Below are 14,082 nucleotides of genomic sequence, written 5' to 3'. Positions count from 1 at the left end.
CACGGTGCGACAATGCCGCCATGAAGGGACGCGTGCTGGTGGTCGACGACGACACCGCGCTGGCCGAGATGATCGGCATCGTGCTGCGGTCGGAGGGTTTCGACCCGGTGTTCTGCGAGGACGGCGACGAGGCGATCGGGGTGTTCCGCGCCACGCAGCCAGACCTCGTCCTGCTCGACCTCATGCTGCCCGGCAAGGACGGCAACGAGGTCTGCCGGCAGATCCGCGCCGAGTCGGGCGTGCCCATCGTGATGCTCACGGCCAAGAGCGACACCGTCGACGTGGTGCTCGGGCTGGAGTCCGGGGCCGACGACTACATCTCGAAGCCGTTCAAGCCCAAGGAGCTCGTCGCGCGCGTCCGGGCCCGGCTGCGCCGCAGCGACGAGCCGGCGCCGGAGCACCTGACCATCGGCGACGTCACGATCGACGTGCCCGGCCACCGGGTCGCGCGGGCCGGCCGGCCCGTCTCGCTGACGCCGCTCGAGTTCGACCTCCTCGTGGCGCTCGCCCGCAAGCCGTGGCAGGTGTTCACGCGCGAGGTGCTGCTGGAGAAGGTCTGGGGCTACCGGCACGCCGCCGACACCCGCCTGGTGAACGTCCACGTGCAGCGGCTGCGCTCGAAGATCGAGAACGACCCCGAGCAGCCCGAGATCGTCGTCACCGTCCGCGGCGTCGGCTACAAGGCGGGCGTGGCCTCGACGTGAGGTCCGGAGCACGCTCGTGCGGGTGAGCGGCGCCTGGCGGCTGCTCCGGGCACGATCCAGACGGCGGGCTCGGTCGTGGACGCGGGCCTGGCGGTCGTCGCTGCAGGTCCGCGTCATCTCGTCGACGTTGGTGATCGGCCTGGTGGCGCTGACGGTGATCGGCGCGTACGTCAGCGGCCGCATGGCCGACGGGCTCTTCGAGGCCCGCCTGAAGCAGGTGCTGCAGGAGAGCGCCCGCTCCACCCAGCAGGCCCAGACCACGTTCGACTCCTCGACGGCCACCACCGGGCCCGACGTGCAGCGGCTCCGGGAGGACGTCGCGAGCGCCCAGCGCACCGGCGGCTCCGACCGTCGCGAGGTGTTCCTGCTGCGCGCCCCCGGTCAGCAGGGCGGTGACATGTTCATCCCCGGAGCCGCGTCGGACCAGGCGCTCGTGCCGCTCGTCAGCCGTGAGCTCCGGCTGGCGACGGCGGAAGGGGGTCAGCACTGGCAGTCCGTGGCCATCCCGCGGGACAACGGGGGCGTGTCGCCGGGCGTCATGGTGGGGCAGGACGTCACCGTGCCGGTCGACGGCACCTACCAGCTGTTCTTCCTGTACAGCTTCCAGTCCGAGCAGAACCAGCTCGACTTCCTGCAGCGCACCCTCGGCCTCGCCGCGGTGGCCCTGGTGGTGCTGCTGGGCAGCATGACGTGGCTGGTGACCCGGCAGACGGTCCGGCCGGTGCGCCGTGCCGCCGAGGTCGCCGAGCGGCTGGCCGACGGTCACCTGTCGGAGCGCATGCCCGAGAAGGGCGAGGACGAGATGGCCACCCTCGCCCGCTCCTTCAACGAGATGGCGGACAGCCTCCAGGACCAGATCCACCGCATGGAGGAGCTGTCGACGCTGCAACGGCGGTTCGTCTCCGACGTGTCGCACGAGCTGCGGACGCCGCTGACCACCATCCGCATGGCGGGCGAGGTCATCCACGCGTCCCGTGCGGACTTCGACCCCGCCGCCAAGCGCTCGGCGGAGCTCCTGCAGACGCAGCTCGACCGGTTCGAGGACCTGCTGGCGGACCTGCTGGAGATCAGCCGGTTCGACGCCGGGGCGGCCGTGCTCGACGCCGAGGGGCGCGACGTCCGCGACGTGGTGATCCAGGCCGTCGACCACGCCTCCCCGCTCGCGGAGCGGCGGCACGCGTGGCTGCACGTCGACGTGCCCGAGGAGCGCTGCGTCGCGGACATCGACCCCCGGCGCGTCGAGCGGATCCTGCGCAACCTGCTGGTCAACGCCGTCGAGCACGCCGAGGGCAGCACGGTGGAGGTCACGGTCGGCGCGGACGCGCACGCGGTCGCGGTCACCGTGCGGGACCGGGGCGTCGGGATGACCCCCGACGAGGCCGCGCACGTGTTCGACCGGTTCTGGCGCGCCGACCCCGCCCGGGCCCGCACGACCGGTGGGACCGGTCTCGGGCTGGCGATCTCGCTGGAGGACGCGCACCTGCACGGCGGCTGGCTGGAGGCCTGGGGTCGACCGGGTCGCGGCGCCAGCTTCCGGCTCACGCTGCCGCGCAGGGCCGGCATCCGCCTCAGCACGTCCCCGCTGCCCCTGCAGCCCGTCGAGTCGCCGATCACCGGGTCCCTGCGGATCGTCGCGCGTCCGCACAACGACCCCGCGGCGCTCCCGGACATCGGGTCCGACCACCTCGACACCACGCTGTCCGACGACGAGCGGCAGGAGGTCCGATGATCGCGCGTCGCCTGCGCCGGTCTCTCGTAGCGCTCGGGACGGTCGTCGTCCTCGCGGCGTGCACCGCCATCCCGACGTCAGGACCCGTCGAGGAGGGGGACGCGGAGGTCTCCGAGCCGTCGGAGATCGACGTGCTCGCGGAGGGTCCGCAGCCGGGGGACACCCCGGCCGAGATCGTGGACGGCTTCCTCGCCGCGGGCGCGGCGGGCTCCACCGACAACTTCGGGACCGCCCGGGAGTACCTCGCGGGCGAGGCCAAGACGACGTGGGACCCGTCGGCCGGGGTCCTCGTCTCCGGGCCGGTCGTCCCTGCGCCCACGACGACGGAGACCGAGGTCACGCTCGACGTGACCGTCCTGGCCCGGGTCGGCGCGAGGGGCGTCTACGCCGAGGCCCCGCCGGCCGGCCGCGAGACCGTGACGTTCGGGATGGTCCGCAACGACGCCGACGAGTGGCGGATCGCCGAGGCCCCGGACGGCCTGCTGCTCCAGCAGGAGGACTTCTCCCGGCTGTACCGCCCCGCGTCGCTGTACTTCCTGTCGCCGGACCAGGAGTTCCTCGTCCCCGAGGAGCGCTGGTTCCCGACGAAGAACCTGAGCACCTCCATCGTCAGCGAGCTGCTCGCCGGACCGTCTCCCTGGCTCCAGGACGCGGTCGTCACGGCGGTGCCCGACGGCGTCGAGCTGAACCCGGAGGCCGTGCTCGTCGAGGACGGCGTGGCGGCGGTCCGGCTGGAGCCCGCGCTCGCGGTGACGCGTGCGGACCGGGACCTGCTCATCGCCCAGATCGACGCGAGCCTGCGTCCGGTCCCGGGGATCAGCTCGGTGCAGGTGTACGCCCGTGACGTGCCGCTCGAGGGATCGGCGACCCTGGAGAGCGGTTCCGGCCCGCCGGGCAACATCGAGCTGGTGCAGGAGGACCGCCTCGTCGCGCTCGTCGACGGGGAGATCGAGCCGGTCGCCGGACTGGACCCGCTCGACGGCCTGGACGCCCGCAGCCCGGCGCGCAACGAGGACGCCTCCGTCCGGGTCATGCTGTCCGGCCCCAGCACCCTGGTGACCGTGCCGACCGCGGACGCCGGTCCGCAGGAGCTGCTGAGCGGCTCCGGGCTGGTCGCGCCGTCGGTCGACCGGTTCGGCTGGGCCTGGACGGCGCAGCCGTCCAGCGGTCTGGTCGCCGCGCGCGCCGGCGAGCCGCCGGTGCAGGTACGTGCCGACTGGCTCGAGGGCCGGGTCGTCCGCTCCGTCCGGGTGGCGCGCGACGGGGTCCGGGTCGCGGTCGTCTCCACGGGCGCCGACGGCGTCCAGGTCGACGTCGCGGCGATCACCCGCGACGAGTCGGGCGTGCCGCAGCAGCTGGGCATCCCCGTCCGGGCCGGCGCGTCGTTGGTGGACGCGACGTCGGTGGTCTGGTCGGAGGAGTCGACGCTCGCGGTCGTCGGGCGGTCCGGCGGGAACGCGGCCGTGCACCTCGTCCCCGTCGCCGGGCCGACGAGCGCGCTGCCCGAGGTGGCGAACCTGGCCGACCTCGCGGGCAGCACGGTCATCTACGTCACGACGACCGACGGTGAGCTGCGGCGGTTCGTCGGCTCCACCTGGGCGCAGATCATGGGCGTGGCGGACGTGTCGTACCCGGCGTTCCCCGGCTGACGAGCCGCCCACAGGCCACGGTGCCCACCGCTGCTCGCCCGGCGGCCCCTGCCGGGTGACGGCGACGCCCACGCTGGTCCCATGTCGTTCGCGCGGGAGCTGCTCGGTCTGCTCGTCCCGGTCGAGTGCGCGGGGTGCGGGCTCGACGACGAGGCGTGGTGCGCGGCGTGCGCGGACCGCCTCGCGGGTCCGCTGTGGCGGTGCGAGGACCGGGCGCCGCGTCTCGACCGCCTGGACGGGTCGGGGCCGCTCCCGGTGTGGACGCTCACCGACTGCACGGGCCACGTCCGGCGCGCCGTCGTCGCGTGGAAGGACCGTGGCCGGATCGACCTGACCCGCCCGTTCGCGGCCGCCCTCGCACGCGCGGCCGGCGGGTTGTGCACCGACGCCGGTGCCGGAGCGGTGCTGGTCGTGCCCTGCCCGTCGACGGCCGCGGCCCGCCGGCGCCGCGGCGGCAACCTCGTCGACGCCCTCGCTGCCGGGGTCGCCCAGGGTCTCGTGCGCGCCGGCGGCCTCGCCGGTCCGGCGCCGCTGCTCGTCCGCGCCCGCGGTCAGGACCAGGTGGGGCTCGGCTCCCGGGCGCGCGCACGCAACCTCGCCGGCCAGGTGCGGGTGCGGTCGCGGCACGTCGCCGGGCTCACGGGCCGGCACGTGCTGCTCGTGGACGACGTGCTGACCACCGGGGCGACCGTCGCGTCGTGCCGCACCGAGCTCGAGCGCGCCGGTGCCGTCGTCCTCGGCGCGGTGACGCTCGCGTCGACCCCCGGGCCGCAGGGCGCTCCGCGGCTGCCGCCCCGCCCAGCACCGTCCACAGGATGATCCTTCGGCGGAGCGGGTGGTTCGCGGACGGGTGCGGGGTTAGCGTGGGGTCCTGAGCCGACGGCGTGCACGGGCCGACCCACCGGGTCGACGCGGGCCGGCCGCGGGAGGAGGTGACGCCGACCGACTGCCCCCAGGGCAGCCCCATCGCACTGTCACCCTCGGGCGGGCTCGACCCGCCCCTGACCCTCCCAGGAGGCTCACATGGAGATCGTGGTTGCCGGCCGGCACACCGAGGTGCTCCCGAAGTACCGGGCGCACGTCGAGCAGAAGCTCGCGAAAGTCGAGCAGCTGGCCCCCCGCGCCCAGCGCATCGATGTCGTCGTGTCGCACGAGACGAACCCCCGACAGGCAGGCAGCAGTGAGCGTGTCGAGCTCACCGTCGTCGACCGCGGGCCCGTGATCCGCGCCGAGGCGTGCGCGGACGACAGGTACGCGGCCCTGGACCTGGCCCTCGGGAAGCTCCTCGAGCGACTGCGGCGGACGCGCGACCGGCGCAAGGACCACCGCAACCACACTCCGATCGCCCCTGTGGACGTCCGGCCGCCCGAGCCGGAACCGGCCGCGGCCGCCCCCGTCGACCCGGACGCCGCGGTCGAGACCACGCTCGGCGACTCCCCGGTCGTCATCCGCGAGAAGGTCCACCAGGCGCAGCCGATGACCGTCGACGACGCGCTGTACGAGATGGAGCTCGTCGGCCACGACTTCTTCCTGTTCATCGACGCGGAGACCGCCCAGCCGTCCGTCGCGTACCGCCGGCGAGGGTGGAGCTACGGCGTCATCAAGCTCGACGCGGCCGTGACCCCGGCACCCCTGGCCGCGGTCAGCAGCTGACCTGACGCACCGACGACGACGCCCGGCTGGTCGACACGACCGGCCGGGCGTCGTCGTGTCGGTGCCGCACGGCAGGATGAGCGGGTGACCGCTCCGGTAGCAGAACGTCTCACCCTGTCGCAGGCCCGTCGCATCACGCTGCGCGCGCAGGGTCTCGACCGGCCCCGCCCCGTGCGTGCGGCCGAGCCCACCATGCGGCAGTTCCAGCAGGTGGTGGACCGCCTCGGGGTCCTGCAGATCGACTCCGTCAACGTCCTGGCCCGGGCGCACCTCCTGCCGGTGTTCTCCCGCGTGGGCGCCTACGACACGGCGCTGCTCGACCGGGCGTCCGGGACCGCGCCCCGCCGGCTGGTCGAGACGTGGGCGCACATGGCCTCGTACGTGCCGCCGGAGACGTTCCGCCTGCTCGGCTGGCGGCAGCGCGCCTACCTGGACCAGGCGTGGGGGGCGATCGCGGAGGTGCCGCTGAAGTACTCGCCGATGGTCGAGGAGGTCCGCGCGATCATCGCGGAGCGCGGTCCCGTCACGGCGCGGCAGGTGCAGGAGGACTTCGAGGCCGAGCACCCGACCACCCGCGGCGAGTGGGGGTGGAACTGGTCGGTGGCCAAGCGCGTGCTGGAGTTCCTGTTCTTCACCGGGGAGATCACCTCGGCGGGACGCAACGGCGCGTTCGAGCGCCGGTACGACCTGACCAGCCGGGTGCTCCCGCCCGCCGTCCTCGCCCTGCCCGAGCCGTCGGACGAGGACGCGGTCCGGGCGCTGACGGAGATCGGCGCGCGGGCGCACGGCATCGGCACGCTGCGCAGCATCGCCGACTACTTCCGGATCAAGGAGGCCCGCGTCGTGCCCGCGATCGCCGACCTGGTGGAGGAGGGCGTGCTGCAGGAGGTCGTGGTCGAGGGGTGGAACCAGGGGCCGGTGTGGCGGCACCGGGACGCCGACCTGCCCCGGCGGGCCACCGGCCGGGCGCTGCTCAACCCGTTCGACCCGCTGGTGTTCGAGCGCCGCCGCCTGGAGGCGCTGTTCGGGCTGCGGTACCGCATCGAGATCTACGTCCCCGAGCCGAAGCGGGTGTGGGGCTACTACGTCCTGCCCTTCCTGCTGGGGGAGACCCTGCCCGCGCTGGTGGACCTCAAGGCCGACCGGCAGGCCGGCGTCCTGCGCGTGCTCGCCGCCCACCGGGCGACGGGCTCGACCGTGCCGGACGCCGACGTGGTGGAACCGCTGGCTGCGGAGCTGCGCGAGCTGGCCGGGTGGCTGGGGCTCGAGGACATCGCGGTCGGCGACCGGGACGGGCTGCCGCGGGGGGACCTCGCGCCGGACCTGGCGCTCGCCGTCCGGTCGGGATGACGCCCGAGACACGTCCGCGCGACTTCGCCCTCGTCGCGCTCGGTGGCGTGCTGTGGGGGACGGGCGGCCTCGCCGGGGCGGCGCTCGCGGACACCGCGGGCCTGCCGCCGCTGACGGTCGCGGCCTACCGGCTGCTGGGTGGCGGGGGAGTGCTGCTGGTGGGGCTCGCGGCGGCGGGGGCGCTGCGTGGGCTGGCCCGGACGCGCCCCGTGGTCCGGCGCGTGGTGCAGACGGCCGTGCTCGCCGCGGTCTACCAGGCCGCCTACTTCGCCGCGGTCCAGCGGGCGGGTGTCGCCGTCGCCACGCTGGTCGCCCTGGGCGCCGCCCCGCTGCTCGTCGCGGTGGGCACGGCCGTGTCCGCCCGTCGGCTGCCGTCGCCCCGCACGCTCGTCGCGCTCGGGCTCGCACTGACGGGGCTGGTGCTGCTGGTGGGCCCGTCCGAGGCCGCCGGACCGGGCACCGCCGCGGGCGCCCTGCTCGCCCTGGTGGCCGCCGCCGCGTTCGCGACGATGACGGGCCTGAACCGCCGCAGCGTGCCCGGACTGGGCCCGTTGCCCCTGACGGCGACGTCGTTCACGCTCGGCGGAATCCTGCTCCTGCCGGTCGCTGCGCTGGCCGGTCCGGGCCTCGCGCTCCCCGTGGGCGTCGAGGGCTGGGTCCTGCTCGCCTACCTGGCCGTGGTGCCCACCGCGGCGGCCTACAGCGCCTACTTCACGGGTCTGCGGCACGTTCCCGCGACGACCGCGGCCCTGCTGGCGCTGCTCGAGCCGCTGACCGCCACGGTCGGTGCCGTGGTCCTGCGCGACGAGCGGCTCGGCGTCGCTGGCGTGCTCGGCGCGACGCTGCTGGCGGCTGCGGTGGTCGTTCTTCGCCCACGCCGCGCAGGCTCGCCTACGATGGACGCGCCCGGCCGTGCGGCCGGTCACCTCAGCCGCTCCGACGCCGCGCGCGCCCGGAGCGCGAACATGTCGGGAGTAGTGCGTGCCAGCGATCCTCGAGAAGGTCCTGCGCCTCGGTGAAGGCCGGATCGTCAAGAAGCTGTCGGGCATCGCCCAGCAGGTCAACGCCCTGGAGGACAGCTTCGTCGCGCTGTCCGACGCCGAGCTGCGCGAGGAGACCGACCGGTTCCGCGCGCGGCTCGCGGACGGCGAGTCGCTGGACGACATCCTCGCCGAGGCGTTCGCCACGGTCCGCGAGGCCGCCCGGCGCACGCTCGGACAGCGCCACTTCGACGTCCAGCTCATGGGCGGTGCCGCCCTGCACCTGGGCAACATCGCGGAGATGAAGACCGGCGAGGGCAAGACGCTCGTCGCGACGGCGCCCGCGTACCTGAACGCCCTGTCGGGCAAGGGCGTGCACGTCGTCACGGTGAACGACTACCTGGCCAGCTACCAGGCCGAGCTCATGGGCCGTGTGTACCGCTTCCTCGGGCTGACCAGCGGCGTGATCCTGTCCAACCAGGACCCCGCGACGCGGCGCAAGCAGTACGCGTGCGACATCACGTACGGCACCAACAACGAGTTCGGGTTCGACTACCTGCGCGACAACATGGCGTGGAGCACCGACGAGCTGGTCCAGCGCGGCCACAACTTCGCGATCGTCGACGAGGTCGACTCGATCCTCATCGACGAGGCCCGCACCCCGCTGATCATCTCCGGCCCCGCGTCCGGCGACGCCAACCGCTGGTACGCCGAGTTCGCCAAGGTGGTCCGCCGCCTGCAGGCCGAGCGCGACTACGAGGTCGACGAGAAGAAGCGCACCGTCGGCGTGCTGGAGCCCGGCATCGAGCGCGTCGAGGACTACCTCGGCATCGACAACCTCTACGAGTCCCTCAACACGCCGCTGATCGGCTTCCTCAACAACGCCATCAAGGCGCAGGAGCTGTTCAAGCGCGACAAGGACTACGTCGTGATGAACGGCGAGGTGCTCATCGTCGACGAGCACACCGGCCGCATCCTGCCGGGCCGCCGCTACAACGAGGGCATGCACCAGGCGATCGAGGCCAAGGAGGGCGTGGCCATCAAGGCCGAGAACCAGACGCTCGCCACGATCACCCTGCAGAACTACTTCCGCCTCTACGGCAAGCTCGCCGGGATGACCGGTACGGCCGAGACCGAGGCCGCCGAGTTCCAGGGCACGTACAAGCTGGGCGTCGTGCCCATCCCGACCAACCGGGACATGCAGCGCATCGACCAGCGCGACTTCGTCTACAAGAGCGAGGACGGCAAGTTCGACGCCGTCGTCGCCGACATCGTCGAGCGGCACGCGCACGGTCAGCCCGTGCTCGTCGGCACCACGAGCGTCGAGAAGAGCGAGCTGCTCTCCTCGAAGCTGAAGAAGCAGGGCGTGCCGCACGAGGTCCTCAATGCCAAGCAGCACGCGCGTGAGGCGTCGATCATCGCGCAGGCGGGCCGCAAGGGTGCCGTCACGGTGGCGACCAACATGGCCGGCCGCGGGACCGACATCATGCTCGGCGGCAACGCCGAGTTCATGGCCGTCGCGGACCTCGCCGCCCGTGGCCTCGAGCCGGCCGAGCAGCCGGAGGAGTACGAGGCCGCCTGGCCGGCCGCGCTCGAGGCTGCCAAGGAAGCCGTCGCCGCGGAGCACGACGAGGTCGTCGAGCTCGGCGGGCTCTACGTGCTCGGGACGGAGCGCCACGAGTCGCGGCGCATCGACAACCAGCTGCGTGGCCGCTCCGGCCGTCAGGGTGACCCGGGCGAGTCCCGCTTCTACCTGTCGATGCAGGACGACCTGATGCGCCTGTTCAACTCCTCGCTCGCCGAGTCGATGATGACCCGCGCCGGCTTCCCCGAGGACATGCCGCTCGAGTCGAAGATCGTGACGCGTGGCATCCAGTCGGCGCAGTCGCAGGTGGAGTCGCGCAACTTCGAGATCCGCAAGAACGTCCTGAAGTACGACGACGTCATGTCCCGGCAGCGCGTCGTCATCTACGAGCAGCGCCGTCGCGTCCTGGAGGGGGAGGACCTGCACGAGCAGGTCCGGCATTTCCGGGCCGACGTGCTCTCCGCGTACATCACGGGCGCCACCACCGAGGGTCGGCCGGAGGACTGGGACCTCGACGCGCTGTGGACCGCCCTGAAGGGCGTCTACCCGGTCTCGATCACCCCCGACGAGGTCGTCGAGCAGGCCGGCGGCCCGACGCGGCTGTCCTCGGACCTCATCGAGCGCGAGATCCTGTCCGACGCCGAGCACGCCTACGCGGAGCGCGAGGAGCAGATCGGCTCGGAGAACATGCGCCAGCTCGAGCGGCGCGTGACCCTGTCGGTCCTCGACCGCAAGTGGCGCGAGCACCTCTACGAGATGGACTACCTCAAGGAGGGCATCGGCCTGCGGGCGATGGCCCAGCGCGACCCGCTCGTCGAGTACCAACGTGAGGGCTACCAGCTCTTCAACGCGATGACGGACGCCATCAAGGAGGAGACCGTCGGGTACCTGTACAACCTGGAGGTCCAGGTTGCCGAGCCTGACGCCCCTGCGGTGACCGCCGACTCCGCGGTGACGGCGGCCTCCAGCGCGGGCGCGCAGGCAGCGCTGCCGCGCTCGGTGTCCGACGGCCCCACGCCGGGCAAGCTCGTGGCCAAGGGCATCGACGGCCCGGAGCAGCGAGCACCGCTGCAGTACAGCGCTCCGTCGGTCGACGGGGACGGTGGTGTGGTCACCCGCGGGGACGCCGGCGCCAAGGGGGCCGGCGCTCGTCCGGCCGCGAGCGACGGCGAGTCCAACCGTGAGGCGCGCCGCAAGGCAGCCAAGCAGCAGCGCAAGCGCTGACACGCACGGAAGCCCGCCTCCCGTACGGGGGCGGGCTCCTGCGTGTCCGGGCTCAGCCGATCTCGAGCGCGGTCACGCGCCAGGCCCCGCGATGCCCCTCCAGCCGCAGCGCGACCGCGCGCACCCGCACGCCGTCGTCAGCCACGAGGCTCGCCTCCAGCACCTGCGGGTCCACGCGGCAGGCGCGGGCCCTGCGGATCACCGGCGGACGGGCTCCTCCGCTCGTCCCCAGCACGCGCTGGGTGAGACCGGCGCGGACCTGGAGGGACTCGTACACGCCGGGGGTCAACCAGCGCGCGAGCTGGGCCACGGAGCGTCGCCCGGCCAGCACCTCCAGCGACGCGAGGCCCACCGCTCGCGCGACCGTCGCCGGGTCGCCGTCCGGGGGCACACGCGGCGCGTCGTCGTCGGCCTCGATGACCAGCGACCGGTCACTGGCCCGCAGGACCGCGATGCGGCCGGCTGCGCTCTCGGGTGCCGCGTGGGCGGGCCCGGCCGCCTCCTCGACGAGCGCGGGCGCCACCGCCGGGACCAGGCGGACCTGCGCGCGCCGTGGGCGGGTGCCGCCCGGCCGCGTCCCTCCGGCTGGGCGCTGCGGGACAGGCCCGTGCTCGGAGACCCGGACCCGGGCGAACGCGTCCTCGGCGGGGGTCCGGCCGTGGGCCAGCACGACGGCCCCGACTGTGGCGCTCACAGCGCCGGCTCCCCGACCGTCACGGGCACGGTGAGCACCTGTCCGGGCCGGACGACGTCCGGGTCAGCGCCGATCACCGCGGAGTTCTCCTCGTACCAGCGCGGCCAGGAGGCAGCGATCTGCGCGTCGGAGGCGCCCGGCGGGAGGTGCCGGGCAGCGATCGCCCAAAGGCTGTCACCAGCCGCGACGACGACGGTACCGGTCGGTGCGGGTTCGGCGCTTGCGGGTGCCGAGGTCCTCGGGTGCCCCGTGGCCGTCACCCCGACGGCCGGCGCCGGCGTGACGTCGCCGGGGGGCGTGGTCGCCGCAGCCTGCTCGGGCACCGGTGTCGGCGCCGCGGCGGCCGCGTGCCCGGTCTGCGCCGACGCGGTCGCCGAGGTCGCGGTGGCGTCCTCCGAACGCTGCGCCGCAGCCGTCGTGGGTGTGTCCGAGGCACCCGGCACCGCGGCTGTCTCCGGCACTCCTGCGGCCGGGTCCCCGCTCTGCGCCGCCGCTGTCGCGCCCGGTGCTGCGGCTCCGGTCCCCGGCGTCGTGACCGCCCACCCCAGGTCCGGCGTCGGTGCGACCGTGGTGACGGCTGCCTTGGCCGACGGTTCCACGGCTGCTGCGGACGCGCCCGTCGCCAGGCCCAGACCGAGCCCGGCCCCGACGGCGAGCACGAGCGCCTTGCGCACGACCTGCGGCGCGCACCGGTGCACGAGCCGCTCGCCCGCTCGCCAGGTCGTCCCGCCGGCGCGGACGGCGACGCACGCCGTCGCCAGGAGCGTGCTGGCGGCCAGCCAGGTGGCGATGAGGGCCCCGACGGCGACGACGGCGACCTCGACCACCGCGTCGACGTGCCACGGCCCGGCCTGGTCACCCAGGACGGTGCGCACGTGCGACGCCAGCACCGCGGCCACCGTCGCGGAGGCCAGGGCTCCCACCACGAGCCCACCGATCGACACGCCCGCTCTCTGCTCGCCGGTGACTGCCATGTTCGCCCCTGACCATGTTGTTTGATGCAGTTTGATGATGCTTGTAGGGCATAGATGTACCTGAATGCTCTCTGTATGTCCAGCCTCGTCGGGGATGATCGCCGGTCCGTCGTCCCCGGCACCGTGATCTCGGCCGCGTCCTCCGGAGGCGGCGCTAGGGTCGGCGTGCCGGCGCAGCGCCTGTGGCGGCACCCGAGGGGGCACCGATGTCCGAGCCGGCACCGTCGACGACGGCGCGGCTGAGCCTGCGTGGCGCCGTCGTGCTGGGGATCGGTGCCATGGTCGGTGCCGGGATCTTCGCCCTGCTCGGCCAGGCAGGCGCCGTCGCCGGCTCCGCGGTGTGGATCTCGTTCCTGCTGGCCGGGGCGATGTCCGCGACGCTCGGGTACACCCTCGTGAAGTTCGCGATGCGGTGGCCGTCGTCCGGCGGGCTGATCGTCTACCTCGAGCACGGGTTCCGCAGCCGCCGGCTCGTCGGGGTGGCCTCGTGGCTCGGGTACCTGACGGCGATCGTGGTGGTGGGCGCGATGGTCGCCGCGTCGTTCGGCGACTACGCCGCCGTGCTGCTCGCCGACGCGCCGCCGGGCGGCTGGCTGTCCAAGCTGTGCGCCGCGGCGCTGGTCGTGCTCGGGACGGCGGTCACCGTCGCGGGTCCGCGACTCCTCGACCGGGTCCAGACGGCGGTCGTCGGACTGCTCCTCGTCGTCTTCGCCGTGTTCGTCGTCGTCACGCTCCCGCAGGTCGACACCGCACTCCTCGCTCCCAGCACCTATCCGGGCGTGAACGAGATCGTGGCGAGCATCGCCCTGACCTTCTTCGCGTTCCTCGGCTTCGCGGTGATCTCGTTCTCCGGCGGCGACCTGGCCGAGCCGCGGCGCGAGCTGCCGGTCGCGATGTACACCGCGCTCGCGATCACCACCGTGCTGTACGTCGCCGTGGCGCTCGCGGTGTTCGGCACCCTGCCCGTCGACGAGGTGGTGGCCGCTGGTCCGACGGCGCTGGCGGTCGCGGCGGAACCGGCGCTCGGGCACGCCGGCTTCGTGATGATGGCGTGCGCGGCGCTGCTGGCGACAGCCTCCACGGTGACGGCGACGCTGTACGGCTCGGCCGGGCTCGGTGCGGCGCTCGCGAGCTCCGGCACCTTCCCCCGCGCGTTCGGGCCCGGGACGCGGCTGGGCCGGCACGGCGGGCTCCTCATCACCGCGGCGCTCATGGTCGCGTTCGTGACCGTGCTCAGCGTCGGTGCCCTCGCCTCCGTCGGCAGCGCCGTGTCGCTCGCCGTCTTCCTGCTCGTGGCGGTGGCAGCGTTCCGGCTGCGGACCGAGCTCGGCGCGTCGCCGGGGGTGACGGCGGTCGCGGTCGTGGTCTCCGGCCTCGTGCTCGTGTGGTTCGTCGTGGACCTGTACGCGTCGGACCCCCGGTCGTTCTGGGCGATGGTCGTGCTCGTCGGGCTGGCCGTCGTCGTCGACGAGGCGTGGACGCGGCGACGTCGGGCCGCCGACGCACTTCCCTGACCACGCCGAGCAGGCTCTCCGTGGGG

At 73.9% G+C, this 14,082-nt stretch carries 11 protein-coding genes; 9 read left to right on the top strand and 2 right to left on the bottom strand.

The genetic code is table 11. The annotated features are described in order from the left end of the window. Nucleotides 1–20 precede the first annotated feature (20 nt). The 8 genes from mtrA (at nt 21) to secA (ending at nt 10,874) form a co-directional block, all read left to right on the top strand. Nucleotides 21–704, top strand: coding sequence for an MtrAB system response regulator MtrA (mtrA, locus tag CXY01_RS10670; RefSeq protein WP_055912929.1), 684 nt, complete (start codon nt 21–23; stop codon nt 702–704). A 22-nt stretch (nt 705–726) separates the two neighbouring features. After that, nucleotides 727–2,433 carry an MtrAB system histidine kinase MtrB gene (gene mtrB / locus CXY01_RS10665; RefSeq protein WP_246125237.1) on the top strand — a complete coding sequence of 569 codons (1,707 nt, stop codon included), beginning with the start codon at nt 727–729 and terminating at the stop codon, nt 2,431–2,433. Further along, entirely contained in the window at nt 2,430–4,082 is a 1,653-nt protein-coding gene (locus CXY01_RS10660; protein ID WP_146927407.1) for an LpqB family beta-propeller domain-containing protein, read from the top strand. The genes mtrB and CXY01_RS10660 overlap by 4 nt, the downstream gene beginning before the upstream one ends. Nucleotides 4,083–4,163: 81 nt before the next feature. Continuing rightward, complete coding sequence (locus CXY01_RS10655; RefSeq protein WP_146927406.1) at nt 4,164–4,901, top strand: ComF family protein; 738 nt, start codon at nt 4,164–4,166, stop codon at nt 4,899–4,901. Nucleotides 4,902–5,105: 204 nt separating this feature from the next. After that, nucleotides 5,106–5,735: a ribosome hibernation-promoting factor, HPF/YfiA family gene (gene hpf / locus CXY01_RS10650; RefSeq protein ID WP_146927405.1), complete on the top strand. Its 630-nt coding sequence runs from the start codon at nt 5,106–5,108 to the stop codon at nt 5,733–5,735. An 84-nt stretch (nt 5,736–5,819) separates the two neighbouring features. Further along, nucleotides 5,820–7,085, top strand: a complete 1,266-nt coding sequence (locus tag CXY01_RS10645) for a winged helix-turn-helix domain-containing protein (protein ID WP_146927404.1) — start codon at nt 5,820–5,822, stop codon at nt 7,083–7,085. Continuing rightward, nucleotides 7,082–8,104 (top strand): DMT family transporter, encoded by a 1,023-nt coding sequence (locus CXY01_RS10640; protein ID WP_146927403.1) that lies wholly within the window; start codon nt 7,082–7,084, stop codon nt 8,102–8,104. Before CXY01_RS10645 ends, CXY01_RS10640 begins: the two co-directional genes overlap by 4 nt. Next, nucleotides 8,067–10,874, top strand: coding sequence for a preprotein translocase subunit SecA (secA, locus tag CXY01_RS10635; protein ID WP_146927402.1), 2,808 nt, complete (start codon nt 8,067–8,069; stop codon nt 10,872–10,874). The genes CXY01_RS10640 and secA overlap by 38 nt, the downstream gene beginning before the upstream one ends. A 52-nt stretch (nt 10,875–10,926) precedes the next feature. On the opposite strand, the gene CXY01_RS10630 is transcribed toward secA, so the two are convergent. After that, a complete protein-coding gene (locus CXY01_RS10630) occupies nt 10,927–11,568 on the bottom strand; it encodes an Rv3235 family protein (protein ID WP_146927401.1) in 642 nt (213 codons plus the stop codon). Continuing rightward, the gene (locus tag CXY01_RS10625) at nt 11,565–12,542 is read right to left on the bottom strand and encodes a LysM peptidoglycan-binding domain-containing protein (protein WP_146927400.1); all 978 of its coding nucleotides are present in this window, start codon (nt 12,540–12,542) and stop codon (nt 11,565–11,567) included. Before CXY01_RS10625 ends, CXY01_RS10630 begins: the two co-directional genes overlap by 4 nt. A gap of 206 nt (nt 12,543–12,748) precedes the next feature. Between CXY01_RS10625 and CXY01_RS10620 the strand changes: the two genes are divergently transcribed. Next, nucleotides 12,749–14,056, top strand: a complete 1,308-nt coding sequence (locus CXY01_RS10620; protein WP_146927399.1) for an APC family permease — start codon at nt 12,749–12,751, stop codon at nt 14,054–14,056. Nucleotides 14,057–14,082: the final 26 nt, after the last annotated feature.

The sequence above is a fragment of the Cellulomonas xylanilytica genome (assembly GCF_007989805.1).
Classification (GTDB): Bacteria; Actinomycetota; Actinomycetes; order Actinomycetales; family Cellulomonadaceae; genus Cellulomonas; species Cellulomonas xylanilytica.
The sequence above is the reverse complement of the archived record's forward strand: the minus strand, read 5'-3'. Positions and strand labels throughout refer to the sequence as shown.

Coding starts and splice junctions, on each gene's coding strand:
- hpf (WP_146927405.1), top strand. CDS start 5,106: ATGGAGATCGTGGTTGCCGGCCGGCACACCGAGGTGCTCCCGAAGTAC.
- CXY01_RS10640 (WP_146927403.1), top strand. CDS start 7,082: ATGACGCCCGAGACACGTCCGCGCGACTTCGCCCTCGTCGCGCTCGGT.
- CXY01_RS10655 (WP_146927406.1), top strand. CDS start 4,164: ATGTCGTTCGCGCGGGAGCTGCTCGGTCTGCTCGTCCCGGTCGAGTGC.
- CXY01_RS10620 (WP_146927399.1), top strand. CDS start 12,749: ATGTCCGAGCCGGCACCGTCGACGACGGCGCGGCTGAGCCTGCGTGGC.
- CXY01_RS10660 (WP_146927407.1), top strand. CDS start 2,430: ATGATCGCGCGTCGCCTGCGCCGGTCTCTCGTAGCGCTCGGGACGGTC.
- CXY01_RS10625 (WP_146927400.1), bottom strand. CDS start 12,542: ATGGCAGTCACCGGCGAGCAGAGAGCGGGCGTGTCGATCGGTGGGCTC.
- mtrA (WP_055912929.1), top strand. CDS start 21: ATGAAGGGACGCGTGCTGGTGGTCGACGACGACACCGCGCTGGCCGAG.